This window comes from Paraburkholderia aspalathi, from assembly GCF_905220735.1.
GTDB lineage: Bacteria > Pseudomonadota > Gammaproteobacteria > Burkholderiales > Burkholderiaceae > Paraburkholderia > Paraburkholderia aspalathi.
Window position 1 is genome coordinate 21843 of sequence record NZ_CAJNBA010000003.1, and the last position, 25003, is coordinate 46845.

Here is a 25003-nt window from a genome sequence, read left to right on the forward strand (position 1 = left end):
ATGAGCAGCATTGACCCTAAACAATTCGGCAAGGTAGCAGTGCTGCTCGGTGGGGATTCCGCCGAGCGCGAGGTGTCGCTCAATTCCGGCCGCCTCGTGCTGCAAGGTCTGCGCGACGCCGGTATCGACGCCCATCCGTTCGACCCGGCTGAGCGTCCGCTCGCCGCATTGAAGGACGAAGGTTTTGTGCGCGCGTTCAACGCGCTGCACGGCGGTTACGGCGAGAACGGCCAGATTCAGGGGGCGCTGGATTTTTACGGCATCCGTTACACGGGCAGCGGCGTGCTCGGCTCGGCGCTGGGTCTGGACAAGTTCCGCACCAAGCTCGTGTGGCAGCAACTCGGCATTCCGACGCCGCCGTTCGAGGCTGTGCTGCGCGGCGACGACTACGAAGCACGCGCAAAAGACATCGTCGCGAAGCTCGGCTTGCCGCTATTCGTGAAGCCGGCCAGCGAAGGCTCGAGCGTCGCCGTGATCAAGGTGAAAAGCGCCGACGCATTGCCGGCCGCGCTGCTCGAAGCGGTCAAGTACGACAAGATCGTCGTGGTGGAAAAGAGCATCGAGGGCGGCGGCGAATTTACGGCCTGTATCGCCGGCGATCTGGATCTGCCGGTGATCCGCATCATTCCGGCCGGCGAGTTTTACGACTACCACGCGAAGTACATCGCGAACGACACGCAGTATCTGATTCCGTGCGGTCTGGCGGCTGACGAAGAGTCACGCCTGAAAGTGCTGGCGCGCCGTGCGTTCGACGTACTCGGCTGCACCGATTGGGGCCGCGCCGATTTCATGCTCGACGCCGACGGCAACCCGTACTTCCTGGAAGTGAACACGGCGCCTGGGATGACCGATCACTCGTTGCCGCCGAAAGCGGCACGTGCGGTGGGCATCAGCTATCAGGAACTGGTGGTCGGCGTGTTGGCGCTGACGCTTAAGGATTAACAAAGGACTAAGCGGGGCGACCCGAAAGCAACTCCATGTGGAACAACGTTCGCCAGCTCAATCTCGCCGCCAACGCATTGCATGCGTTGCTGGTGCTCGTGCTGCTGGCGGCAGGCGGTTACTGGCTCATCCAGCGTCCGAATTTCGCGTTGCGCGAAATCCAGATCGACGGCGACACCGAGCACATCAATTCGCCGACGGTGCGCGCGGGTGTAGTAGGGCGCTTGAAAGGCAACTTTTTTACGGTGGATCTCGACGTCGCACGCCAGGCGTTCGAGCAGATGCCATGGGTGCGTCACGCGAGTGTGCGGCGGGTTTGGCCGAATGCATTGGCTGTCACGCTTGAAGAGTACAAACCGCTTGGAACGTGGGGCAGCGATCAACTGGTGAGCGTGGACGGCGAACTGTTCACCGCGAACCAGGGCGAGCTCGAAGAGGAGCTGCCGGCGTTCGACGGTCCGGACGGAACGGCCAAAGAAGTCGTCGCGCGTTATGGCGATTTCAAGAAGTGGTTTGCGCCCTTGGGCGCGACGCCCGAAGAAGTCACGCTGTCGCCGCGTTACGCGTGGACGGTGAAGCTGTCGAACGGCATGCAGGTGGAACTTGGGCGCGAACGCAATCAGGACACCTTGCTCGATCGGAGCAAGCGCCTGACCGCGGCGTGGAACGCGGTGACGCAACGTTGGGGAAAGGACATCGAGTATGCGGACTTGCGCTATCCGAACGGTTTCGCGATTCGTGCCGCTGGCATGCGCTTTATCAGCGAACCCGACAAGGGCAAGAAGTAAACGGACATCACACGCAATGAGCACGCTATGAGTAAAGACTATAAAGATCTGCTGGTCGCCCTCGACATTGGGACGTCGAAGGTAGTGGCTATCGTCGCCGAGTTGAAGGGCGAGGGCCACTACGAGGTGATCGGCCTCGGCCAGAGCGAATCGAAGGGGCTCAAGAAGGGCGTGGTGGTGAACATCGAAGCCACCGTGCAGTCCATTCAGCGCGCGCTCGAGGAAGCCGAGCTGATGGCCGACTGCAAGATCACGAACGTATTCACCGGGATCGCCGGCAGCCATATCCGCAGCTTCAATTCGAGCGGCATGGTGGCGATCAAGGAAAAGGAAGTCACGCAGACGGACGTCGCGCGCGTGATCGAGACGGCGAAAGCGATCAATATCCCGACCGATCAGCAGGTGCTGCACATCCTGACGCAGGAATTCATCATCGACGGTCAGGAAGATGTGCGCGAGCCGATCGGCATGAGCGGCATCCGGCTGGAAGTGAAGGTGCATATCGTCACCGGCGCGGTGAGCGCGGCGCAGAACATTGTGAAGTGCGTGCGCCGCTGCGGGCTCGAAGTGAACGATCTGATCCTGCAGCCGCTCGCTTCGTCGCTGGCGGTGCTGACGGAAGACGAAAAGGAACTCGGTGTGGTGCTGGTCGACATCGGCGGCGGCACGACGGATATCGCGATTTTCAGCGAAGGCGCGATTCGTCACACGGCGGTGATTCCGATCGCCGGCGACCAGATCACGAGCGACATCGCGATGGCGCTGCGCACGCCCACGCCGGACGCGGAAGACATCAAGGTCGACTACGGCATTGCAAAGCAGGCCTTGGCCGATCCGGACGAAATGATCGAAGTGCCGGGTCTCGGCGAGCGCGGTCCGCGCACGCTGTCGCGCCAGGCATTGGCGGCGGTGGTCGAGCCGCGTGTCGAAGAACTGTTTTCGCTCGTGCAGCAGGTGGTGCGCGAGTCGGGTTACGAAGAACTGTTGAGCTCCGGCGTGGTGCTGACCGGCGGCGCATCGATGATGCTCGGCATGGTCGAACTTGGCGAGGACATCTTCCTGAAGCCGGTGCGCATCGGCGTGCCGGAATACGCGGGCGGTCTTGCGGACGTCGTGCGTAACCCGCGTTATTCGACGGCGATGGGCCTGCTCGTCGAAGGACGCTCGCAACGGATGCGCGGCCGCAAGGTCGCGGTGCAGTCGGGGTCGATGGGTCAGGTCTTCACGCGAATGAAAGACTGGTTCCTCGGCAACTTCTAACGAATTCTGGGTTTGAACGGTTTTACGTAAACACGCGCTGGTGCCGGCGGCTGGCGCGCGACAGGAGGTTGCCCGATCTCCTGCCGAATAACGGCCGAAGTGGCTGCAATTTTTTATCTTGACGGAGGCAACATGGAATTCCAGATGCTGGAAACCGAAACGAACGGCACCATCATCAAGGTGATCGGAGTAGGTGGCGCTGGCGGCAATGCCGTTCAGCACATGATCAACAAAGGCGTGCAAGGCGTCGACTTCATCGTGATGAACACGGACGCGCAGGCTCTGTCGCGTTCGCGTGCATCCGCGGTGATCCAGCTCGGTAACACGGGTCTGGGCGCTGGCGCCAAGCCGGAAATGGGCCGCGCGGCAGCAGAAGAAGCACGTGAGCGCATCGCCGACGCACTGCGCGGCGCGCACATGGTGTTCATCACCGCCGGTATGGGCGGCGGCACGGGCACGGGCGCAGCACCGGTGGTCGCGCAGATCGCCAAAGAAATGGGTATCTTGACTGTTGGCGTGGTCAGCAAGCCGTTCGAATTCGAAGGCGGCAAGCGCATGCGTGTAGCAGAAGCTGGTTCGCAGCAACTGGAGGATCACGTCGACTCGCTGATCGTCGTTCTGAACGACAAGCTGTTCGAGGTGATGGGCGATGACGCCGAGATGGACAAGTGCTTCCAGTGCGCAGACGACGTTCTCAACAACGCAGTTGCCGGTATCGCGGAAATCATCAACGTCGACGGTCTGGTGAACGTCGACTTCGAAGACGTGAAGACGGTGATGGGCGAGCAGGGCAAGGCGATGATGGGCACGGCGACGGTTGCCGGCGTCGATCGCGCACGTTTGGCTGCCGAGCAGGCTGTGGCCAGCCCGCTGCTGGAAGGGGTGGATCTGTCAGGCGCGCGTGGCGTGCTGGTCAACATCACGTCGAGCCGTTCGCTGCGTCTGTCGGAAACGCGCGAAGTGATGAACACCATCAAGAGCTATGCTGCTGAAGACGCAACCGTGATTTTCGGCGCGGTGTACGACGATGCAATGGGCGACGCGCTGCGCGTGACGGTCGTGGCAACGGGTCTGGGCCGTGCGGCGAAGAAGCAGCAATCGGCCCCGATGACGCTGCTGCGCACCGGCACGGACAATCAGCCGGTCAGCGCGCACGCTGCTTACGCAACGTCGCAGTCCCACGCAAGCACGGCCGATTACGGCGCGCTGGATACGCCGGCTGTGTGGCGTACGTCCCGCGATACGGCGGCTTCGCACGTGCAGGCGCTGCAGGAAAAGGGCGTCGACACGTACGACATTCCGGCATTCCTGCGCAAGCAGGCGGACTGAGCGCACGAGCAGGCTTTCGTTGCGGTGCTGCGGGTTGTACGGCAGCGTAGCACTGGCGGACGAATGCATGAGCGTGGCGGGTGAACGGCGAACAAGCCGCGTATCGTCTGATTCGCGGCAAGGACAAGTGCCCTCTTCGGATTCGCGAAGCGGATGGGGCAACTGTCGCCGGATGGCGGAGCCTGCAGTTAGGCAGACGCTGAAGTTCACTGCGACACGATGGCGTGCGAGTGTGCTTCGCATCGATGCAAAGGACTGAGCATGATTCAAGTAGGTGAAAAGCTGCCCGACGCGACGCTCTTCGAGTTCGTCGAAGACGCGCGGGCGGGCTGCACGCTGGGGCCTAACAGCTTCGACGTGCACGAGCAGACGGCGGGTAAGCGCGTGGTGATCTTCGGATTGCCCGGTGCGTTCACGCCGACCTGTTCAGCCAAACATGTACCGGGTTACGTCGAGCACGCCGAGCAGTTGCGCGCGCTTGGCATCGACGAGATCTGGTGCGTGTCCGTCAACGACGCGTTCGTAATGGGCGCGTGGGGACGCGATCAGCATGCCTCGGGCAAGGTGCGCATGATGGCGGATGGCAGTGCGGCTTTCACGCGGGCGCTCGGTCTTGAGCAGGATTTGTCGGCGCGCGGCATGGGAATCCGTTCCCAGCGCTACGCAATGGTTGTCGACGACGGCGTGGTCAAGACGTTGAACGTCGAGGCTGCCGGCAAATTCGAAGTCAGCGATGCAGGGAGTATTCTCGCTACGTTGAGCTAGTTACGATGGCGTTCGACGCTTTTGCCTCGGGCTGCGCGGTTACCGCGTTGTATCAGGGCAACGGCGTATAAGACGCTTTTGTGACGGGCCGTTACTCGGGCCGATGACCGGAAACGCCTCCGTTCCGGACATCGGCCCGTCACGCTTTCCCTGACGGGCGCGCTTTGGGTAATGCAGCGAAACAGATTGATACGTTCCGTGTAACGACGCTCCTTAGGGTATTGGAGTATACTTCGCGCTATGGAATAAAAAGTCCCGATTGGGATTTTCAATCGAATAGAAGATCACCATGTTGAAGCAGCGCACTATCAAATCAATCGTCAAGACAGTCGGCATCGGCCTGCACTCCGGCCGCAAAGTCGAATTGACGCTCCGCCCGGCGGCGGCGAACACCGGCATTGTGTTTTCGCGGGTGGATTTGCCTACGCCGGTGGATATCCCTGCGTCGGCAATGGCGATTGGCGATACGCGTCTGGCTTCCGTACTGCAGAAAGACGGCGCGCGCGTGTCGACCATCGAGCATTTGATGTCCGCATGCGCAGGCCTCGGCATCGACAATCTTTATATCGACGTCACCGCTGAAGAAATTCCGATCATGGACGGCAGTGCGGGTTCGTTCGTGTTTCTGATTCAGTCGGCCGGTATTGAAGAACAGAACGCGCCGAAGAAATTCATCAAGGTCACCAAGCCGGTTGAAATTCGCGACGGCGATAAATTCGCGCGTCTCGATCCGTATTTCGGTTTCAAACTCAAATTCACCATCGATTTCCGTCACCCGGCTGTGGATAAAACCGGCCAGGCGCTGGAAGTGGATTTTGCCAATACGTCGTATGTGCGGGAAATTGCCCGTGCGCGTACGTTCGGCTTTGCGCATGAAGTGGAAATGATGCGCGAACTCGGTTTGGCACGCGGCGGCAGCATGGATAACGCCATCGTGCTGGACGAATACCGCATTCTGAACAACGACGGCCTGCGTTACGACGACGAATTCGTGAAGCACAAGATGCTCGACGCGATTGGCGATCTGTACGTGGTCGGCCATCCGCTGCTGGCTTCGTACACGGCATACAAATCGGGCCACGGCCTGAACAACGCGCTGCTGCGCGAGTTGCTGGCGCATGAAGATGCGTACGAAGTCGTCACGTTTGACGACACGCAGAAGGCGCCGCGCGGCTTCGCGTACGAAACGCAGACGGCATTTGCCTGATCGGCGTAGCGCTTTCGGATGAAATGTCCGAAGCGAATGGATGAAAAATAAGCGGCCCAGATGGGCCGCTTATTTTTTTGTTCAGCGATTTCTCCGATGCCGCGCTGCCATTTTCGCCAAAGCTTCCTGCAGCGGCGAGGGCGCGAGCGATTGGGAGAGCGCGTGCAGCGCGTCCGCGCCGACCGGCGTCATGCGCGCCTGTTTGACGGGCGGCGGCTCCTTCAAAGGCTGCGGCCGCACGCGAATTCTCAGCGCATTGACCGGCCAGCCGCGCTGCTGCAGATCCGACAGCAACCTCGGTTCGATCTGGCGCAGGCGGGCGGCCAGCGCATTGTGCGCGGCAAATAGGGCCAGCACGCCTTCCTTGATGAAGCTGGGCTCTACGCTCGTGGCCAGATAATCCGGCAGCAGTTCACGCAGATCCTTTTCCAGCGCCGCAATCTGCTCGACGCCCGCGCGCAGGGCCACAAACGCGTCGGTGCGATTGAGCACTTCGGCGACGGGCTGCGGGCGGCGCGCTTTGAACTGCTTGGGCGGCGGCCTTGAAAAGGACGGAATACGGCTCATGTTCGATAGTAACGGCGCGTTCGCACCCTATGTGCGTTCACGCCGCGATTGTACCGCGCGGGATGCATGCGGACCCGCCTCAATGCGTACCGTCGGACGTCGCTGCGGCGGGCTTTCTGTGCCCTGCCAACGTCGCACGGCTGACACAGGCGCGGCCGGGGGCGCGTGCTAAAATGCCCGATTCGAATTCACTCTTGGACTAAGCCGCCGAGGCCCTTCCGACCCCGGAGCGCACGTGCATGAACTTGCACGCCGCGAACCAGCCGAAGCCGCGACGCAGACACCGATCCGATGACCACCGGTTTTCTACAGAAGATTTTTGGCAGCCGCAACCAGCGGCTAGTCAAGCAATATCAAAAGACCGTCACGGCGATCAATGCGCTCGAGCCGCAGATCGAGCAATTGACGGACGACCAACTGCGCGCCAAAACGGGTGAATTCCGCCAGCGCGTCGCGAGTGGTGAGTCGCTCGACAAGCTCCTGCCGGAGGCCTTCGCGGTGTGCCGCGAGGCCAGCAAGCGGACGCTGAAAATGCGCCACTTCGACGTGCAGTTGATCGGCGGCATGGTCCTGCACTACGGCAAGATCGGCGAAATGCGCACCGGCGAAGGCAAGACGCTCGTCGCTACGCTGCCGGTGTACCTGAATGCGCTGTCCGGTCGTGGCGTGCACGTTGTTACGGTCAACGACTACCTGGCACAACGCGACGCCGAATGGATGGCGCGTCTGTACAACTTCCTGGGTCTTTCGGTCGGCATCAATCTGTCGCAGATGGATCATGGCGCGAAGCAGGAAGCGTACGCGGCAGACATCACCTACGGCACCAACAACGAATTCGGCTTCGACTACCTGCGCGACAACATGGTCTACGAGACCGATGCGCGCGTGCAGCGAGCCCTCAATTTCGCGGTGGTCGACGAGGTCGACTCGATCCTGATCGACGAAGCCCGTACGCCGCTGATCATCTCCGGCCAGGCCGAAGATCACACCGAACTCTATGTGCGCATGAATGCGCTGCCGCCGCTGCTCGAACGCCAGATCGGCGAAGAAAAAGCGGACGGCACCGGCGTAGAAAAGCCGGGCGACTACACGCTGGACGAAAAAGGCCGCCAGGTCTTCCTGACGGAATCGGGCCACGAAAAGGCCGAGCGTCTGCTCGCCGAATGGGGCCTGATTGGCGAGGGCGAAAGCCTGTACGCGCCGCAGAACATCACGCTGATGCACCACGTGTACGCCGCACTGCGTGCGCACACGCTGTTCTTCAAGGATCAGCACTACGTCGTGCAGAACGGCGAAGTCGTGATCGTCGACGAATTCACCGGTCGTTTGATGTCGGGCCGCCGCTGGTCGGATGGCTTGCACCAGGCCGTCGAGGCGAAGGAACACGTCAAGATCCAGAGCGAGAACCAGACGCTCGCGTCGATCACGTTCCAGAACTACTTCCGTATGTACGCGAAGCTGTCCGGCATGACCGGCACGGCTGATACCGAAGCGTACGAATTCAACGAGATCTATGGTCTCGAAACGGTCGTGATCCCGACCAACCGTCCGCCGAAGCGGATCGACAAGCAGGATCAGATCTACAAGACCGCCAAGGAGCGCTATGACGCGGTGATTCGCGACATCCGCGATTGCCATGAGCGCGGTCAGCCGGTGCTGGTCGGCACGACGTCGATCGAGAACTCGGAACTGCTGTCGCATCTGCTGAAGCAGGCCGGGTTGCCGCACGAAGTGCTGAACGCCAAACAGCACGCGCGTGAAGCTGAGATCGTCGCTGAAGCAGGCCGTCCGAAGCGCGTCACGATCGCCACGAACATGGCCGGTCGCGGTACTGACATCGTGCTCGGCGGCAACGCGGAAAAGCAGGCGTCCTTCATCGAGAAGGACGAAACGCTTTCGGAAGAAGAGAAGCAACGCCGTATCCAGAAGCTGCACGACGAATGGCAGGCGCTGCACGATCAGGTGAAGGCCGCGGGCGGTCTGCACATCATCGGCACCGAACGTCACGAATCGCGCCGGATCGACAACCAGTTGCGCGGCCGTGCCGGCCGTCAGGGCGATCCGGGTTCGTCGCGCTTCTATCTGTCGCTGGAAGATCCGCTGCTGCGCATTTTCGCGGGCGATCGCGTGCGCGCGATCATGGACCGTCTGAAGATGCCGGAAGGCGAGGCGATCGAGGCGGGCATCGTGTCGCGCTCGATCGAATCGGCGCAGCGCAAGGTTGAAGCGCGTAACTTCGACGTTCGCAAGCAATTGCTCGAATACGACGATGTGTCGAACGATCAGCGCAAGGTGATCTACCAGCAGCGCAATGAATTGCTCGAAGCGAATGACATCACCGAAACGATCGGCGCGATGCGCGGTGGCGTGATCGCCGATATCGTTCACCAGTTCGTGCCGGCAGGCAGCATCGAAGAGCAGTGGGACGTGCCCGAGCTGGAGGAAGTTCTGCGTAATGAATGGCAGCTCGACCTCGCGATCCAGGAAATGATCAACGAGTCGAACTCGATCAGCGCGGACGAGATTCTCGAAGCTGTCGAAGCCGCCGCAAACGAAGCGTATGAATCGAAGGTCGAACAGGTCGGCCGCGAATCGTTCAGTGCGTTCGAACGCTCGATCATGCTGCAAACGCTGGACCGTAGCTGGCGCGAACATCTGGCCGCGCTCGACCATCTGCGCCAGGGTATCCATCTGCGCGGGTATGCGCAGAAGAATCCGAAGCAGGAATACAAGCGCGAGGCGTTTGAATTGTTCGCCGCGATGCTCGACGCCGTGAAGCTCGAAGTCACCCGGGTGGTGATGAACGTGCAGATCCAGTCGCCGGAACAGCTGGAACAGGCCGCCGAGCAACTCGAAGAGCAAGGCGGCCACCTCGAAAACGTCGAGTTCCGTCACGCCGAATTCGCCGAAGCGGCAGCAGCAGCGCCTGCCGCTGCGGAAGCGGCTACCGCCGCCATGATCGGCGACGCGATGAGCCACGGTGCCTCGCACGCCATTGGGTCGGACGTGAGCGTGGACAACGTGCCGAAGGTCGGCCGTAACGACCCGTGCCCGTGCGGCAGCGGCAAGAAGTACAAGCAGTGTCACGGCAAGATCGCATAATGCCGAAAAGCGGCGCGCTTTAAGCGCGCCGCTTCGTTTTACACAATGTTTTGCTGATGATTTCGCGGTGGTTCGGCTACAGGCTTGAGCCATCAGTTACCGATCCCCCGATGCCGGCGCCTGCCGGCATTTTCTTCGACAGGTCGCGACCATGGCTGTCAATTTCCCCTCGATCGATCCCACTCAACTTCACCCTGTCGCCGGCGTCACGCTGGGCTGGGCGGAGGCGAATATCCGCAAGCCGAACCGCAAGGACGTGCTGGTCATTTCTGTCGGCGAAGGCGCGACAGTAGGCGGCGTGTTCACGCAGAACCGTTTTTGCGCCGCACCCGTCACTGTGTGCCGAGAGAATCTGGAGCGCGTGCGCGCGGGCGGCAAGCCGATTCGCGCGCTGGTGATCAACACCGGTAACGCAAATGCAGGCACGGGTGAGCCCGGCCTCGTGGCCGCGCGCGAAACCTGCGTCGAGCTCGCGCGTCTCGTTGATATCGCGCCGGAACAGGTGTTGCCGTTTTCGACGGGTGTGATTCTTGAACCGCTGCCGGTCGATCGTCTGAAGGCGGGTCTGCCCGCGGCGCTGGCGAACCGCAAGGAAGCCAACTGGTACGACGCCGCCCAGGCGATCATGACCACGGATACCTTGCCGAAAGCCACCTCGCGCCAGGTCACGATCGACGGTCACACAGTCACGCTCACCGGTATCAGCAAGGGCGCCGGCATGATCAAGCCGAACATGGCGACCATGCTCGGCTTCCTCGCATTCGACGCTAGCGTCGCGCAGCCGGTGCTCGACGCACTGGTCAAGCACGTGGCGGACCGCTCGTTCAACTGCATCACGATCGACGGCGATACGTCGACCAACGATTCGTTCATCCTGATCGCCTCGGGCAAATCGAGCCTGCCGGCGATCACGTCCACCGATTCGCCCGCTTATGCAGCGCTGCGCGACGCGGTGACCGAAGTCGCCCAGACCCTCGCACAGCTGATCGTGCGCGACGGCGAAGGCGCGACCAAATTCATGACCGTGCATGTCGAAGGCGGCTCGAGCGTCGGCGAATGCCGCCAGATTGCGTACGCGATCGGCCACTCGCCGCTCGTGAAGACAGCCTTCTATGCATCGGATCCGAATCTCGGCCGCATTCTTGCGGCCATCGGCTATGCCGGCGTGGACGATCTCGACGTCGGCAAGATCGATCTGTATCTGGACGACGTGCTGGTTGCTACCGCCGGTGGCCGCAACCCGGCCTACCGTGAGGAAGATGGCCAGCGCGTCATGAAAAAGAGCGAGATCGGCATTCGTGTCGTACTCGGCCGCGGTAATGCGCAAGCCACGATCTGGACTTGCGATCTGTCGCACGATTACGTGAGCATCAACGCCGACTATCGTTCGTAACCAGGTTTATTACGCGGCGCTTAAGGCCGCTTATCTCACAGCCATGGACAAACTCGAACAGTTTCTGACCCGGGCCGAAGCCGTGCTCGTCCGCCTCGAAGCTATGCTTCCGCCCGCTGCACCGGAGATCGACTGGTCGGCGGCGGTCGCCTTTCGCTGGCGCAAGCGCCAGGGGCGCGGCTATCTGCAGCCGGTGCCCGCCATTTCGTCGATCACGCTCGACGACCTGCAAAACATCGATCGACAGAAAGGGTTGATCGAGCAGAACACACGTCAGTTCGTGCGCAAGCAGCCGGCCAACAACGTGCTGCTAACGGGCGCGCGCGGCACCGGCAAGTCGTCGCTGATCAAGGCTTGCCTGAACGCCTATGCAAAAGACGGCCTGCGCCTGATCGAAGTGGATAAAGACGATCTGCACGATCTCGGCGACATCGTCGATCTGATCGCGCAGCGGCCGGAGCGCTTCGTGGTGTTCTGCGACGACCTTTCGTTCGAAGATGGGGAGTCAGGCTACAAGGCGCTGAAGGTCGCGCTCGATGGCTCGATCGCTGCGCAGTCGGACAACGTGTTGATCTACGCGACGTCCAATCGCCGCCATCTGTTGCCCGAGTACATGAGTGACAACGAGACGTATAAGCACACGTCCGACGGCGAGATTCATCCGGGCGAACTGGTCGAAGAAAAGATCTCGCTGTCCGAGCGCTTCGGCCTGTGGGTCAGCTTCTATCCGTTCAAGCAGGACGACTACCTGTCGATCATCGGCCACTGGCTGCGCCATTTCGGCTGCGACGATGCGGAAGTCGAAGCGGCGCGCGGCGATGCGCTGGTGTGGGCGCTGGAGCGTGGGTCGCGCTCCGGGCGCGTCGCGTGGCAATTCGCTCGCGACTGGTCCGGACGGAAGACCCCGGCATGAGCGATGCGCAAAAGAACGTGGCTGGCCGCCCGGTGACTGAAGTCGCCGTCGGCGTGCTGATTCAGCCGGACGGACGCTATCTGCTGGCGCAGCGCCCGGCAGGCAAGCCGTACGAGGGATACTGGGAGTTTCCGGGCGGCAAGCTGGAGGCGGGCGAGTCGGTCGAGGCCGCGCTAGCCCGCGAGTTGCACGAGGAACTGGGTATCGACGTCAAGGCGAGCCATCTTTGGCACACGCTCGAACACGATTATCCGCACGCCTACGTGAGGCTGTTTTTCTGCAAGGTGACGCAGTGGTCCGGCGAACCGCACGGCCGTGAAGGCCAGGCATTTGTATGGCAGGCGCTGCCGGCGGATGTCTCGCCGCTGTTGCCGGCGACGATTCCCGTGCTGGAATGGCTCGCGGCTGAGAAAAACTAGAGAGATGATCGGCGGTTTTAAACGGCGCTGCGTGAGCAGCGCCGTTTTGCTTGGTCGCAGCACGCGCGCAAGCGGTGAGCTTCTGCAGCCTGCAGCGCTTAATGCGGGTTGTAGTCCCCGCCGGGCGATTCATCTGACGGCGTTTCTTCCTCGGTGCCGCCTATCTCGTACTTCTCAGCGGCCCAGGCGCCGAGGTCAGTCTGCTTGCAGCGGTCAGAGCAGAACGGGCGGAAGCGGCTTTCTGGAGTCCAGCGGACATCCTTGCCGCAAGTGGGGCATTTGACGACGGTAGGCATACGGTCAGGCAGTCAATCGGAAACGGAACAAGTTACGAATATAGGGGCATTTTTCGCCGCTTTAAAGGCGCGGCCCCTCATTCAGGTCTGCAGGGCCGGCGTTACAGACTGCAAAGCGTGAGCTGGAACGGCACGTCGACATCCACCGCGCGCGGACGCAAATCGCCATCCTGCACTGTGAATCGCACCCAGAGCATGTACTTGTTGGCGCTGGCCTCGGGGATCACCCGCAATTCCGGTGCCACCCGTACCTGCATCAACTGGTATGAACGGCCTGACAGCATCTGCTGATAGCTGCCCTGCATCGCCATGACCTTGGACGCCTGACCCGATTCGCGCGCGAGGCGCAGCACGATTGTTGCCGCGTCGCGCAACGGCAGCAGCGGCGTGACCCATTTGGCGATGTCCTGCCGACGCTGATCAGGATGGATCTGCTGCCATGCGTAGTACGAAGGCAAATCGAACTTGCAAGTGCCGCCAGGGATGATCGCGCGGCTGCGGATGCTGGCGAGCCATTCGTTGTCCGCCAGATGCTGACCGGTCTTGCCCTGCATCTGTGAAAGCCCCGACAAGGTTTGCTCGATTTCCCCTAGCACGGATTCCAGCGCGTTCTGCTCGATCCCCGGATTGCCCCGGAACGGCGCCAGCGTTTGCCGTTGGCGCTCGAGCTCCTTCATCAGATCGGACTTCAGATCCGCGCGACCCGCAACCTCTGAGATTTCGAACAACGTTGTCAGTGCGACGTGATGTTCCCTGGCGTCTTCCTGAGTTAGAAAGAACGTGAAGCGCTCGAACAGATCTTCGAGGCGCAACAGCGTCCGGATTCGCTCGTTGAAGGGATACTCGTAAAGGATCAAGCGGGCTCGCCTCGGGCGTGGTCGGTGACGGGAATGCAGAACATTCTAATGCCGTGAGACTACCCTAGCAATCACGCACTTTTTCAGCGCGCTTTCGCAACTTTTTTCACATGTTTCAGGCGGTTTGGCGCGTGCTTTGCGTGTGCCTGTCACTGCATGGCTGAGCAAACATGGCAGCAAGCCACGTTCAGCGTATTCTCAGGCGCCCGCTAGGGACAGATAGACGCGATGCTGTGCGTCGACCTGCGCCTTGAGTGACTTGAGGGGCGCATTGTCGTTGTCGATGATGTCGTCCGCTGCGTCGAGGCGTGCTTCGCGCGTTGCCTGGCGGGCGATGATCGCCAGCACCTGTTCACGGCTAAAGCCGTTGCGGCTCATCACGCGCGAAATTTGCGTCTCGACGCTGCAATCGACGGTCAGTACACGATTCACGCGAGTCTTCCAGCTACCCGACTCCACCAGCAGCGGTACCACCACGATTACGTACGGCCCTTGCGCCTCGCGCTGCTCGCGTTCGGTCTCCGCACGAATCAATGGATGCGTGATGCCTTCGAGGCGTTTGCGCGCGCCATCGTCGCTGAATACCAGCGTGCGCATGCGAGCGCGGTCGAGCGAGCCGTCTGCCGCGACGAACGAATCGCCGAACTCCGCAGCGATCTGTGGCATTGCGATGCCGTGTGGCGCCGTGATGCGGTGCGCAATCAGGTCCGTGTCGACAAGCGGCACGCCGTGCGCGGCGAACAGGTCAGCCACGGTCGATTTGCCGCTGCCTATGCCACCGGTCAGTCCCACAGCAAACATGCTTCAGCCTCCCAACGCCAGATAAAGCGGTGTGCCGAGAAATAGCGTAACAGCACCGCCCGCTGCGAGAAACGGCCCGAACGGCAGCGGCTCTTCGAAGCGCATGCGGCCGCGCCACGTCGCCGCGAGGCCGACCACTGCGCCGGCCACGGCCGCGATCAGCACGATTTGCGGTAGCGCGGCCCAGCCGAGCCACGCACCGAGCGCAGCCAGCAGTTTGAAATCGCCATAACCCATCCCTTCGACGCCGCGTACCAGCCGGAACAGCCAATGTACGACCCATAGCACCAGATAGCCGAAGATCGCGCCCAGCACGGCATCGTGCAGGCTCGCGAACATGCCGTTGAAGTTGACGATCAAGCCGGCCCACAGGAGCGGCAGTGTCATGGAGTCAGGGAGCAGATGAGTGTCGATATCGATCGCGCTCATTGCGAGCAAGGCGGCGCATAGTCCGAAGGCGGCGAGTGCCATGCCCGTCGGCCCATACAGCGCGAGCGCCCCGGCCGCGAAGGCGGCGCTGGCGATTTCGAGCAGCGGGTAGCGCAGGCTTACGTGTGTCTTGCATGCGGAGCAGCGTCCGCGCAACAGCAGATAGCTCAGCACCGGCAGGTTCTCCCACGCGCTGAGCACGTGGCCGCAATGAGGGCACGCGCTACGCGGCACCCACAGGTTGTAGCGGGCGGGCAGGCCGTCGTCTTCGGGCACTTGTTCGGTGGCCTCGCTGACTTCCTCGCGCCACGTACGCTCCAGCATGATTGGCACCCGATGCACGACCACGTTCAGGAAACTGCCGATCACCAGCCCGAACACGATCGCGAATGCAATCTGCAGGCCGCTGGGCAAGCTGCCGAACGCGAGGCCGAGACCGGTTGTGACGTGGCCGGACAGCAGGCCCGAAAACAGGCTGGAAGAAGTATCTGACACGAGCGGAGGGGTAGCCTGCATATAAAGGGTGGGATTCGGCTGCGATGCTACACCACGTTGCCGAGTTGAATAATGGGAAGATACATCGCGATCACCAGGCCGCCGACCAGCGTGCCCAGCACGATGATGACAAGTGGTTCGCACAGGCTCGAGAGCGTGCCGATCTTTTCGTCTACCTGACGATCGGCGAGCGACGCCACATCGATCAGCATCGTATCGAGCGCCCCTGACTCCTCGGCAACCGCAACCGGCTGCACGACCTCCGGTGGAAAGCAGTGCGCCGCGCGCATTGCGGCGGCGAGCCGTTCGCCGCGCCGCAGCCGCGCAGCAATCTCCACGGTGGCGCGATCGAAGAAAGCGTTGCCGGTAGCGTGAGTCAGTGAATCGAATGCGTCCGCGAGCGGTGTGCCCGCCGACAGCAAGGTGCCGAGTGCTCGGCTCCAGCGCGCCGCGCACAAGGTGCGCAGCAACGGACCGGCGACCGGCATTGTCAGCGATATGCGCGCGAAACGGATGCGCGCTGCTTCGGAACGTCGTAGCAGAAACGTCATAGCCGAGCCCACGGCGAAAACCATGATGAGCAGAGGAATGCTCCAGCGCGCGGCACCCGCAGACAAGGCCAGCACGAACTGCGTGGGCGCGGGCAGTTTCGCGCCGAAGCCGTCGAAGATCTGCTTGAAAGTCGGCACGACCCACACCAGCAACGCGGCGGTAATTGCGATGGCAAGCAACAGGATCGCGACCGGATAGGTGAGCGCCGCGCGCACCTTGGCACGCTGCGCGGCGGCGCGTTCGCGGTCGTCGGCGATCCGGGCGAGGACGGCAGGCAGCGCGCCGGCTGCTTCGCCGACTTCGACAAGTTGACAGTACAGCGCGTTGAACTGCGCCGGATGCCGCTGCAACGCTGCCGAAAAGCGCAGGCCACCGGTGATGCCGCGTGCCAGCGCGCCGACGATCCGCGGCATGCTTTGCCGGCGCGAACCATCCGCTTGCGCCAGCAGTTCCAGCGAAGGCGCGAGTGGCAAGCCGGCACGCAGCAGACTGGCGAGCTGTCGGGTGAACACCGTGACGTCGGTGGTCCGGGTTTGAGGGCGCGGAGCCGGCCCGCGTGCCGCGAGTTCGACGATGAACAGCTTTTCGCGCTTCAGTATGGCTCGTGCGGTGCTGACGTCTGGCGCTATGAGCGCGCCGGTTTTCTGTACGCCGTCGGCATCGACGCCACGCCATTTGAAACGCATCTCGGCAGTTGGCGGTGGGTGAGTCGTCGCTGTGCTCATGCGACTTCGGTGGCGCCCAGCGCCTCGGTTAGGCTCGTCGTGCCGTCGCGTACACGCGCCAGGGCGGCATCGCGCAAGGTGACCACCTGTTCGGTTTGCGCGAGCCGGGCCAGTTCATGGGTACCTGCGCGTGCCACGATCAACTCGCGCATCGCCTCGGAGACGGGCATCACCTGGTGAACTCCGACGCGGCCGCGGTAGCCGATGCCGTGGCAGGCTTCGCATCCGGTTGCAGCGAATGGTTGCCAGCTGTCGAGGTGATCGTCAGTGAAGCCTGCTGCTCGCAGCGCCGCTGCCGATTGCTGCGCCGGTGCGCGGCATGCCACGCAGAGCCGCCGCACCAGCCGCTGTGCCGTCACCATCCGTAGCGCGGCGGCGAGGTTGTACGGTTCGACGCCGATGTCTATGAGGCGCGCGACCGCCGCAGGTGCGTCGTTCGTATGCAAGGTGGACAGCACCAGGTGACCGGTTTGCGCTGCCTTCACGGCAACATCGGCGGTTTCGTCGTCGCGAATTTCGCCGACCATGATCACATCGGGGTCCTGACGGAGAAACGCACGTAGCGCCACCGCGAACGTCAGGCCGGCCTTTTCGCGCACGCTCACCTGATTGATACCCGCCAGTTGAATCTCCGCCGGATCCTCTACTGAGCACAGATTGCGCGCCTCATCGTTGAGCATGTGCAAGAAGCAATACAGCGACAGCGTCTTGCCGCTGCCGGTAGGCCCGGTGACGAGCACCAGGCCGTGCGGCGCGCGAATCGCGGCATCAACTGCTTCGCGTTGCTGTGGATCGAGGCCGAGCGAGTCGAGCGACAGATCGGTGGGTAGTGCGTCGAGCCTGCGCAACACCAGCTTTTCACCGAACAACGTAGGCAGCGAGTTAACACGATAGTCTTCGACGCGGCCAGGCGACGTGGCAATCCGCAGCCGTCCGTCTTGCGGTACGCGCCGTTCGGCGATATCCATGCGCGCCAGCACTTTCACGCGCGTGATGAACGCGTCGCGCAGATGCGCGGGAGGCTGAGGGATTTCATGCAGTACGCCGTCGATACGTAAGCGCACGCGCCAGCCATGCTCCGCCGGTTCGATGTGCAGGTCCGACGCATTGCGGCGGGTTGCCTCCTGCAAGGTGTCGGTTAGCAGGCGTACGGCGGGCGCGTTGTCAGAGTCGGCGAGATTCGCGCTTTGGTTGCTATTGACACTGGCATTGGCGTTTGCTGCGAAGGCGTTATGTCTGGGTTGGGCTGGGCTTTCGCCATCTAAGACGGCAGCCCGCAACGACGCCGTGCGTTGAAGAGAATCTTGCATGAGAGACCGGTGATGAGCCGCCTGTAGAACACGACGACTTCATCATCCGGTAAGGCCGCAGGCACCACCATTCAGCCGATCGGCTAATGGCGCGTTTCGAGCCGATGTGCGACGCTGTGCGGTGTGCAGGCCTTAGCCGCGCGCCGCCTTGATGGCTTTCGCGCCCGCGCGAACGGGCGGTTTGAACAGCTTGACGGTGCGGATCGCCTGGTCGTCGCTGCGCATCACTTCAAGTTTCACCTCGCCGATCTGCACACAGACGTCACCGTCCGGAATCTCTTCGAGAATCTCGAGGATCAGGCCGTTGAGCGTTTTAGGTCCGTCGGTCGGCAGCGTGAGATGCAGCCAGCGGTTCAGTTCGCGCAGCGGCATACTGCCCGCCACGATACATTCGCCGTTCTCGTTCCAGCCGCCGCGTGAATTGGCACTACGGGGAATCGAGGTAGTGAATTCGCCGATCAACTCTTCGATGATGTCTTCCGGCGTGACCAGCCCTTGCAACTCGCCGTATTCGTTCACGACGAGCGCCGTGCGGTGACGGCTTTCCTGGAAGTACTGTAGTTGCTGGAATACCGGCGTGCCGCTCGGCACGAAATACGGCTCGGCCAGCAACTCGCGCAGTGTCTCGCGCTCGAGTTCCTGGTTGTGCAGGGCAGCCAGTGTCTTGCGCACGTGGAGCACGCCGAGCACCCGGTCGATGTCGCCTTGATAGACGATCAGCTTGTTGTGATAACAGGTTTCGAGCTGATGCAGGATCTGTTCGAACGGCGCGTCGAAGTCGAGCGCTTCGATGCGGCGGCGCGGGATCATCACGTCGTCGACGGAGATGTTCTCGAGGTCGAACAGGTTCAACAGAATGCTGCGGTGCTTGGTCGGCATGAAGCTGCCTGATTCGAGCACGATGGTGCGCAGCTCTTCGGTGGAAAGCCGCTGATCGTGCGCGCCTTTGGTATTGATATGCAGCACGCGCAGGATGGTGTTCGCGAACAGATTGACGAACCAGACGAGCGGCCTGCCGACGCGCATCATCGGTGCGATCAGCAGGCTGGCCGGCAGGGCGATCTTCTCGGGGAACGTTGCGCCGACGATTTTCGGCGTGATTTCCGCGAACACGATAATCAGAAACGCGACGATGCCGGTCGCGATCGACAGCACCACATTGTTACGGCCGAAGGTATGCAGCGCGATCGAGGTGGTAAGCACCGGGATGATCGTGTTGAACAGATTGTTGCCGATCAGGACCACGCTCAACAGCTGATCGGTGTGCGCGAGCAGGCCTTGAGTGGTCTTTGCGCCGAGCGCATTCTGGTTGGCAAGGTGTTTCAGACGATGGCGGTTGATCGCCATCATCGCCGTTTCGGAAATCGAAAAGAAGCTGGAGCAAATAAGCAGCAGAAAGACGGCGCCGATCTGCGCCCATAAGGGAAGTTGTTCCACGCGTAGTGAAGGATAGGGGACGGGATGGAGAGAATATAGCAGAGGGGCTGGGCGAGCCGCCTCCGCGGAGGGTCTATGACGCTTTGGACAATTCGTACGTAGTGGCGAGGCGTCGGCGGGACACAGAAAATCGCGGCCCAAAACAAAAAACCGCCAAGCAAGCTGGGCGGTTTTTCGAGTCTTGAACTAACAAGGCAAATCTGGTCGGGGTGAGAGGATTCGAACCTCCGGCCTCTACGTCCCGAACGTAGCGCTCTACCAGGCTAAGCTACACCCCGATCTGTACTGCTGGACTCTTACGGTGTTTCAGTCTCGTTCAAGACTGTCTTGCCGTCGAGTAAGAACATAATTCTAGCAGGCTATCTTTGAAAATGGAATCCGGAAATGAAGAAATTGCTGCAGCTGCGGCCATCGCTTCCTGCTTCGCGCACTCGAGCGTGTGATCCAATGCGCCGGAGCGCGTGATCGCCTCAAAAATGGTGTCGAAACGATCGGTGCCGCCTTGCTCGATGGCTTCCCGCGCGAGTGCCGACTGCTCGGGCGTGCCGCGTTCGATCAGATAAATCAGCGGAAGCGTGGGTTTGCCTTCGCGCAGATCGTCGCCGGCGTTCTTGCCCATCGATTCAGCCGTGCCCGTGTAGTCGAGCCAGTCGTCCATGATCTGGAACGCGGTGCCGATGCGGCGGCCGAATTCCGCGGCAGCGGCTTCCGTCTTCGCGTCCGAACCGGCCAGCACGGCGCCGAGCTGGGCGGCGGCTTCGAACAATTTGGCGGTTTTGTAGCGGATCACCTGCATGTAGCGCGCTTCGTCCACGTCGGCGTCGTGCATGTTCAGCAGCTGCAGCACTTCGCCTTCGGAGATGATGTTGGTCGCCTCCGACAGGATTTCCATCACGCGCATCTTGCCCACGCCGACCATCATCTGGAACGAGCGGGAGTAGAGAAAGTCGCCGACCAGCACGCTCGCAGCGTTGCCGAACAGCGCATTGGCGGTCTGGCGGCCGCGCCGCAGGTCGGATTCGTCGACCACGTCGTCGTGCAGCAGCGTCGCCGTGTGGATGAATTCCACCACCGCGGCGAGTTCGTGCCGGTGCCCGGTGGTTTCACCCAGTGCGCCCGCCACCAGCAGCAGGAGCGCGGGCCGCAGCCGCTTGCCCCCGGCGCTGATGATGTACTCGGAGATCTGATTGATCAGCATCACGTCGGACGCCAGACGGTGCCGTATGACGCGATTGACCTGCTGCATGTCTTCGGCGATCGGAGCGAGCAGGCTGGCGGCGTTGGAGGAGGGGGTGGCAGTCGACGACATGATGGCTGAATTGGGTAGTGCCGCGAATTATAAGGCGAATCGCGACAGTTCCGGGTCGCAGGCTGCGGCACGGCGCGACGGAGGCAACGGCGAGGCCGTGTGCCGGGGCTGGACGGCAAGGCGCCGGGCGGTGCGCGCGGCGACTCTCAATGAGTTTTGACCGAGCAGCTAACTCTATGTATAATCACGGGTTTCCGCGCGCGGTGCGTGGGAAAAATGAACACAGAGTGAGGTTCTCAATGTACGCGGTCATAAAAACCGGTGGCAAGCAGTATAAAGTTGCCGTCGGCGAAAAACTTAAAGTAGAACAGATACCGGCAGACATTGACGCTGAAATCACGCTCGACCAGGTTCTCGCAGTGGGCGAAGGCGAATCGATTAAGTTCGGTACGCCGCTGGTCAGTGGGGCTTCCGTCAAGGCTACCGTCGTGTCGCAAGGTCGTCACGCAAAAGTGACCATCTTCAAGATGCGTCGCCGGAAGCACTACCAGAAGCATGGCGGCCACCGCCAGAACTATACCGAACTGCGCATCGACGCGATCAACGCGTAAGCGCAACGGTTAAGGAGCAAATCAAATGGCACACAAAAAGGCAGGCGGATCATCCCGCAACGGCCGCGACTCTGAATCGAAGCGTCTCGGCGTCAAGGTCTACGGCGGTCAAGCCATCAACGCTGGCGGCATCATCGTTCGCCAACGTGGCACGCGTATGCACCCGGGCGAAAACGTCGGTATCGGCAAGGATCACACCTTGTTCGCGCTGACGGACGGCCACGTCAATTTCTCGACGAAGGGCGCAGCGAAGAAGCACATGGTCAACGTCGTCCCGGCAGCAGTCTGAGTTTAATCAGGCACGGGCTTCAGGACCGGAAAAAGGCCCCGCGAAGTTCGCGGGGCTTTTTTTATTGCAGCGCTTTTTGTCCGAAGAATTGGCGGATTGCATCGCCAAATCGGCGCGGTTAGCCAATCGGCTGATTGCCCACCGTACGGCGAGCGCGGCAAAATAGCAGCATCTGAAAGCATCAACCCAGCAGCACCATCTAGCAGCACACCACGGGACGGAGTTACGCATGAAGTTCATTGACGAAGCGAGGATTGAAGTCATCGCCGGCGACGGAGGGGATGGCAGCGCGTCGATGCGCCGCGAGAAATTCGTTCCGTTCGGCGGCCCGGATGGCGGCGACGGCGGCCGGGGCGGCAGCGTGATTGCGGTCGCGGACCGCAACATCAACACGCTGATCGACTACCGCTACGCGAAAAAACATTTGGCGCGCAACGGCGAAAACGGCCGCGGCGCGGACTGCTACGGCAAGGGCGGCGACGACATCACGCTGCGCATGCCGGTCGGCACGACTATCACCGATATGGAAACCGGCGAGCTGATCGCCGATCTGACCGAGCACAACCAGAGCGTGCAGATCGCGCAGGGCGGTGCGGGCGGTCTCGGTAACCTGCATTTCAAATCCAGTACGAACCGCGCGCCGCGTCAGAAAACCGACGGCAAACCCGGCGAGCGCCGCATGGTGCGCCTCGAATTGAAGGTGCTGGCCGACGTCGGTCTGCTCGGCATGCCGAACGCCGGCAAGTCGACCTTCATCTCATCGGTGTCGAACGCGCGGCCGAAGATTGCCGATTACCCGTTCACGACGCTCGCGCCGAATCTCGGCGTGGTGCGTGTCGGGCCGAGCCGCAGCTTCGTGATTGCAGACATTCCTGGTCTGATCGAAGGCGCGGCGGAAGGCGCAGGCCTCGGTCACCAGTTCCTGCGCCACTTGCAGCGCACCGGCTTGCTGCTGCATATCGTCGACCTTGCACCGTTCGACGAAGCCGTCGATCCCGTCGCGGAAGCCAAGGCGATCGTCAACGAGCTGCGCAAGTACGACGAGCTACTCTATGAGAAGCCCCGCTGGCTGGTGCTCAACAAGCTCGACATGGTGCCCGAAGACGAGCGCGAAGCGCGCGTATCGGCCTTCCTTGAAGGCTACGGTTGGGAAGGCCCGGTGTTCGAAATCTCGGCGCTGACCGGCCAGGGCTGCGAAAGTCTTTGCTACGCGGTGTATGACCACATCGCCGCGCATTCGGACGCGCAGCGCGCGGCGGAAGCCGAAGATCTCGCTGCCGACGTGCGTTTCCGCGCAAAGCCGGAAGCACCGGCCGCTGCGTCGGACGACTCGAGCGTCGACCCTCAGTAATAACAAGCCTGAGCGCCGGCGCCTGCACGGGCCGCCGGCATGCATCACGCGTCATCTTGGGAGACCGCGCACAATGCGTTCCGTCATCGCAGATTCACGGCGATTGGTAGTGAAAGTCGGCTCGAGCCTCGTTACGAATGACGGGCGCGGCCTCGATCATGCTGCGATCGGCCGCTGGGCCGCGCAGATTGCCGCACTGCGCGCGCAGGGCAAGGAAGTGGTGCTGGTCAGTTCGGGCGCCATTGCCGAAGGGATGCAGCGGCTCGGCTGGACCAAGCGGCCACGAGAAATCGACGAATTGCAGGCGGCCGCGGCTGTCGGTCAGATGGGGCTCGCGCAAGTCTACGAAAGCCGCTTTGCCGAGCATTCGATCCAGACCGCGCAGATTCTGCTGACCCACGCCGATCTGGCCGATCGCGAACGCTATCTGAACGCGCGTTCCACGTTGCTGACGCTGCTGCGTCTGGGCGTCGTGCCGATCATTAACGAGAACGACACGGTCGTCACCGACGAAATCAAGTTCGGCGACAACGACACGCTAGGCGCCCTGGTCGCCAATCTGATCGAAGGCGATGCGCTCATCATCCTCACCGATCAGCAGGGGCTTTTTACCGCCGACCCGCGCAAGGATCCAAACGCAACGCTCGTTCAGCAGGCCGATGCCGGTGCGCCGGAGCTCGAGGCAATGGCGGGCGGCGCGGGTTCGAGCCTGGGCCGCGGCGGCATGCTGACCAAGATTCTTGCCGCTAAACGCGCGGCGCATAGCGGCGCCAATACGGTGATCGCGAGCGGGCGTGAAGCAGACGTGTTGTCACGGCTGGCCTCGGGTGAGGCGATCGGCACGCAGTTGATCGCGCGCACGGCACGCATGGCAGCGCGCAAGCAATGGATGGCCGATCACCTGCAGGTGCGAGGCCACGTGGTGATCGACGACGGTGCAGTCGAAAAGCTGACTGAAGGCGGCAAGAGCTTGCTGCCGATCGGCATCGTTGGCGTGCAGGGCGCGTTTGCGCGCGGCGAAGTGATCGCTTGCCTGAGCGCGGCAGGGCGCGAAGTCGCGCGTGGCCTGACGAACTACAGCAGCGCGGAAACCAAGCTGATCCAGCGGCGTCCGAGCGGCGACATTGAATCGGTGCTCGGCTATATGCTGGAGCCTGAGGTGATTCACCGCGACAATCTTGTGCTGGTCTGACTCCCGAGCACGGTTCGCACGACAGAAAAAAAGCCGTTCCAGCGTGAGCTGGAACGGCTTTTTCACGTTCGCGGCGGCTTCCACTTTCGAAGAAGTCCGCTCGCGAAAACTGCTTTAGTGAACCAGTGAGGTCTGCGTGCGCTTGTAGCGGATGTTCTCGACAATCTGCTTGGCGTTGCCCGTGGGCATCTTGTTCGCGCAGAAATAATCCTGATACAGCACCGCCTGATAGGCGTTCAGCGCGCCATTCTCAATGCGCCTGAAGTCGTTGGCGACGGTCTGGTCCCAGCCGTCGTGATCGGCGTTCAGCCCCGCGTACTGGCGCCATTCATACGTATCGCAGCGGATCCCTTCGTAGTTCACATTGCGTGCGCCGCTCTGGCTCGTTACGACGACGGTGTAGCGCACTACGCCGTCGGTACCGACGGTAAGCGAATTTCTATCGATCGCGAATTGCAGGGGCGTATTGCCCGAAACCTCGAAGGGCAGCAGATTCGAGTCTTGCGGCAGCGGCGGCAAGGCGTCCACCTTGTTTTCAACCCAGTTGCTCGGCCGGTCCAGCAGATAGGCAAACGCGCTGTCGTCTTTATTTGAGGGTTTGCTGGCGCAACCAGCCAGCAGGGCGCCAGTGGCGACGCACGCCACGACGAGAGCAAGTGCTTTCAATATGGTTTCCTCGAAACACTGGTGCGGCTCATCGAGCCGCACCAGTAGAGGCGGCGTG

At 61.9% G+C, this 25003-nt stretch carries 24 protein-coding genes and 1 tRNA gene; 14 read left to right on the forward strand and 11 right to left on the reverse strand.

From position 1 onward, the window contains the following. The 6 genes from KHO30_RS18890 (at position 1) to lpxC (ending at position 6291) form a co-directional block, all read left to right on the forward strand. Entirely contained in the window at positions 1–942 is a 942-nt protein-coding gene (locus tag KHO30_RS18890) for a D-alanine--D-alanine ligase (RefSeq protein WP_054040783.1), read from the forward strand. 35 nt (positions 943–977) lie between these two features. Beyond that, positions 978–1730 carry a cell division protein FtsQ/DivIB gene (locus tag KHO30_RS18895; RefSeq protein WP_200620025.1) on the forward strand — a complete coding sequence of 251 codons (753 nt, stop codon included), beginning with the start codon at positions 978–980 and terminating at the stop codon, positions 1728–1730. Positions 1731–1757: 27 nt separating this feature from the next. Next, complete coding sequence (gene ftsA, locus KHO30_RS18900) at positions 1758–2990, forward strand: cell division protein FtsA (RefSeq protein ID WP_007180311.1); 1233 nt, start codon at positions 1758–1760, stop codon at positions 2988–2990. 132 nt (positions 2991–3122) lie between these two features. Beyond that, positions 3123–4319: a cell division protein FtsZ gene (gene ftsZ, locus KHO30_RS18905; RefSeq protein WP_093645255.1), complete on the forward strand. Its 1197-nt coding sequence runs from the start codon at positions 3123–3125 to the stop codon at positions 4317–4319. A 261-nt stretch (positions 4320–4580) separates the two neighbouring features. After that, positions 4581–5084, forward strand: coding sequence for a peroxiredoxin (locus tag KHO30_RS18910; protein WP_093645253.1), 504 nt, complete (start codon positions 4581–4583; stop codon positions 5082–5084). Positions 5085–5373: 289 nt separating this feature from the next. Further along, positions 5374–6291 carry a UDP-3-O-acyl-N-acetylglucosamine deacetylase gene (lpxC, locus tag KHO30_RS18915; protein ID WP_093645251.1) on the forward strand — a complete coding sequence of 306 codons (918 nt, stop codon included), beginning with the start codon at positions 5374–5376 and terminating at the stop codon, positions 6289–6291. An 81-nt stretch (positions 6292–6372) separates the two neighbouring features. On the opposite strand, the gene KHO30_RS18920 is transcribed toward lpxC, so the two are convergent. After that, positions 6373–6858: a DciA family protein gene (locus KHO30_RS18920; protein ID WP_054040773.1), complete on the reverse strand. Its 486-nt coding sequence runs from the start codon at positions 6856–6858 to the stop codon at positions 6373–6375. Between the two features lie 291 nt (positions 6859–7149). On the opposite strand from KHO30_RS18920, the gene secA reads away from it, so the two are divergent. From secA to KHO30_RS18940, 4 genes are all read left to right on the forward strand, one after another. Beyond that, the gene (secA, locus tag KHO30_RS18925; RefSeq protein ID WP_211701870.1) at positions 7150–9960 is read left to right on the forward strand and encodes a preprotein translocase subunit SecA; all 2811 of its coding nucleotides are present in this window, start codon (positions 7150–7152) and stop codon (positions 9958–9960) included. Positions 9961–10111: 151 nt separating this feature from the next. Continuing rightward, positions 10112–11353 (forward strand): bifunctional glutamate N-acetyltransferase/amino-acid acetyltransferase ArgJ, encoded by a 1242-nt coding sequence (gene argJ / locus KHO30_RS18930; protein WP_093645247.1) that lies wholly within the window; start codon positions 10112–10114, stop codon positions 11351–11353. A 43-nt stretch (positions 11354–11396) separates the two neighbouring features. Continuing rightward, positions 11397–12266, forward strand: coding sequence for an ATP-binding protein (locus tag KHO30_RS18935; protein WP_093645245.1), 870 nt, complete (start codon positions 11397–11399; stop codon positions 12264–12266). After that, complete coding sequence (locus KHO30_RS18940) at positions 12263–12685, forward strand: NUDIX domain-containing protein (protein WP_054040765.1); 423 nt, start codon at positions 12263–12265, stop codon at positions 12683–12685. Before KHO30_RS18935 ends, KHO30_RS18940 begins: the two co-directional genes overlap by 4 nt. A 98-nt stretch (positions 12686–12783) precedes the next feature. Here the strand turns inward: KHO30_RS18940 and KHO30_RS18945 are convergent, their stop codons facing one another. The 9 genes from KHO30_RS18945 to KHO30_RS18985 all read right to left on the reverse strand — a co-directional run bounded on the left by KHO30_RS18945 (position 12784) and on the right by KHO30_RS18985 (position 20896). Then, a complete protein-coding gene (locus tag KHO30_RS18945) occupies positions 12784–12981 on the reverse strand; it encodes a DNA gyrase inhibitor YacG (protein ID WP_211701871.1) in 198 nt (65 codons plus the stop codon). A gap of 101 nt (positions 12982–13082) precedes the next feature. Beyond that, positions 13083–13838 (reverse strand): cell division protein ZapD, encoded by a 756-nt coding sequence (zapD, locus tag KHO30_RS18950; RefSeq protein ID WP_054040764.1) that lies wholly within the window; start codon positions 13836–13838, stop codon positions 13083–13085. Positions 13839–14036: 198 nt separating this feature from the next. After that, complete coding sequence (gene coaE / locus KHO30_RS18955; RefSeq protein ID WP_211701872.1) at positions 14037–14639, reverse strand: dephospho-CoA kinase; 603 nt, start codon at positions 14637–14639, stop codon at positions 14037–14039. A gap of 3 nt (positions 14640–14642) precedes the next feature. Further along, positions 14643–15584 (reverse strand): prepilin peptidase, encoded by a 942-nt coding sequence (locus tag KHO30_RS18960; protein WP_211701873.1) that lies wholly within the window; start codon positions 15582–15584, stop codon positions 14643–14645. A 26-nt stretch (positions 15585–15610) separates the two neighbouring features. Continuing rightward, a complete protein-coding gene (locus KHO30_RS18965) occupies positions 15611–16840 on the reverse strand; it encodes a type II secretion system F family protein (RefSeq protein ID WP_211701874.1) in 1230 nt (409 codons plus the stop codon). Further along, entirely contained in the window at positions 16837–18150 is a 1314-nt protein-coding gene (locus KHO30_RS18970) for a GspE/PulE family protein (RefSeq protein WP_211701875.1), read from the reverse strand. The genes KHO30_RS18965 and KHO30_RS18970 overlap by 4 nt, the downstream gene beginning before the upstream one ends. Positions 18151–18282: 132 nt before the next feature. Next, positions 18283–19587, reverse strand: a complete 1305-nt coding sequence (locus KHO30_RS18975) for an HlyC/CorC family transporter (RefSeq protein ID WP_211701876.1) — start codon at positions 19585–19587, stop codon at positions 18283–18285. A 201-nt stretch (positions 19588–19788) separates the two neighbouring features. After that, a tRNA-Pro gene (locus KHO30_RS18980) sits at positions 19789–19865 on the reverse strand. A 38-nt stretch (positions 19866–19903) separates the two neighbouring features. Beyond that, positions 19904–20896, reverse strand: coding sequence for a polyprenyl synthetase family protein (locus KHO30_RS18985; protein ID WP_054040757.1), 993 nt, complete (start codon positions 20894–20896; stop codon positions 19904–19906). A 239-nt stretch (positions 20897–21135) separates the two neighbouring features. On the opposite strand from KHO30_RS18985, the gene rplU reads away from it, so the two are divergent. From rplU to proB, 4 genes are all read left to right on the forward strand, one after another. Then, a complete protein-coding gene (gene rplU, locus KHO30_RS18990; RefSeq protein ID WP_007180329.1) occupies positions 21136–21447 on the forward strand; it encodes a 50S ribosomal protein L21 in 312 nt (103 codons plus the stop codon). 25 nt (positions 21448–21472) lie between these two features. Next, positions 21473–21736, forward strand: a complete 264-nt coding sequence (gene rpmA / locus KHO30_RS18995) for a 50S ribosomal protein L27 (RefSeq protein WP_007180330.1) — start codon at positions 21473–21475, stop codon at positions 21734–21736. Positions 21737–21965: 229 nt separating this feature from the next. Next, positions 21966–23087 (forward strand): Obg family GTPase CgtA, encoded by a 1122-nt coding sequence (cgtA, locus tag KHO30_RS19000; protein ID WP_054040755.1) that lies wholly within the window; start codon positions 21966–21968, stop codon positions 23085–23087. 73 nt (positions 23088–23160) lie between these two features. Next, complete coding sequence (gene proB / locus KHO30_RS19005; RefSeq protein WP_093645233.1) at positions 23161–24279, forward strand: glutamate 5-kinase; 1119 nt, start codon at positions 23161–23163, stop codon at positions 24277–24279. A gap of 114 nt (positions 24280–24393) precedes the next feature. Here proB and KHO30_RS19010 read toward each other — a convergent pair whose 3' ends face one another. Further along, positions 24394–24945, reverse strand: coding sequence for a CNP1-like family protein (locus KHO30_RS19010; protein ID WP_093645231.1), 552 nt, complete (start codon positions 24943–24945; stop codon positions 24394–24396). Positions 24946–25003 lie beyond the last annotated feature (58 nt).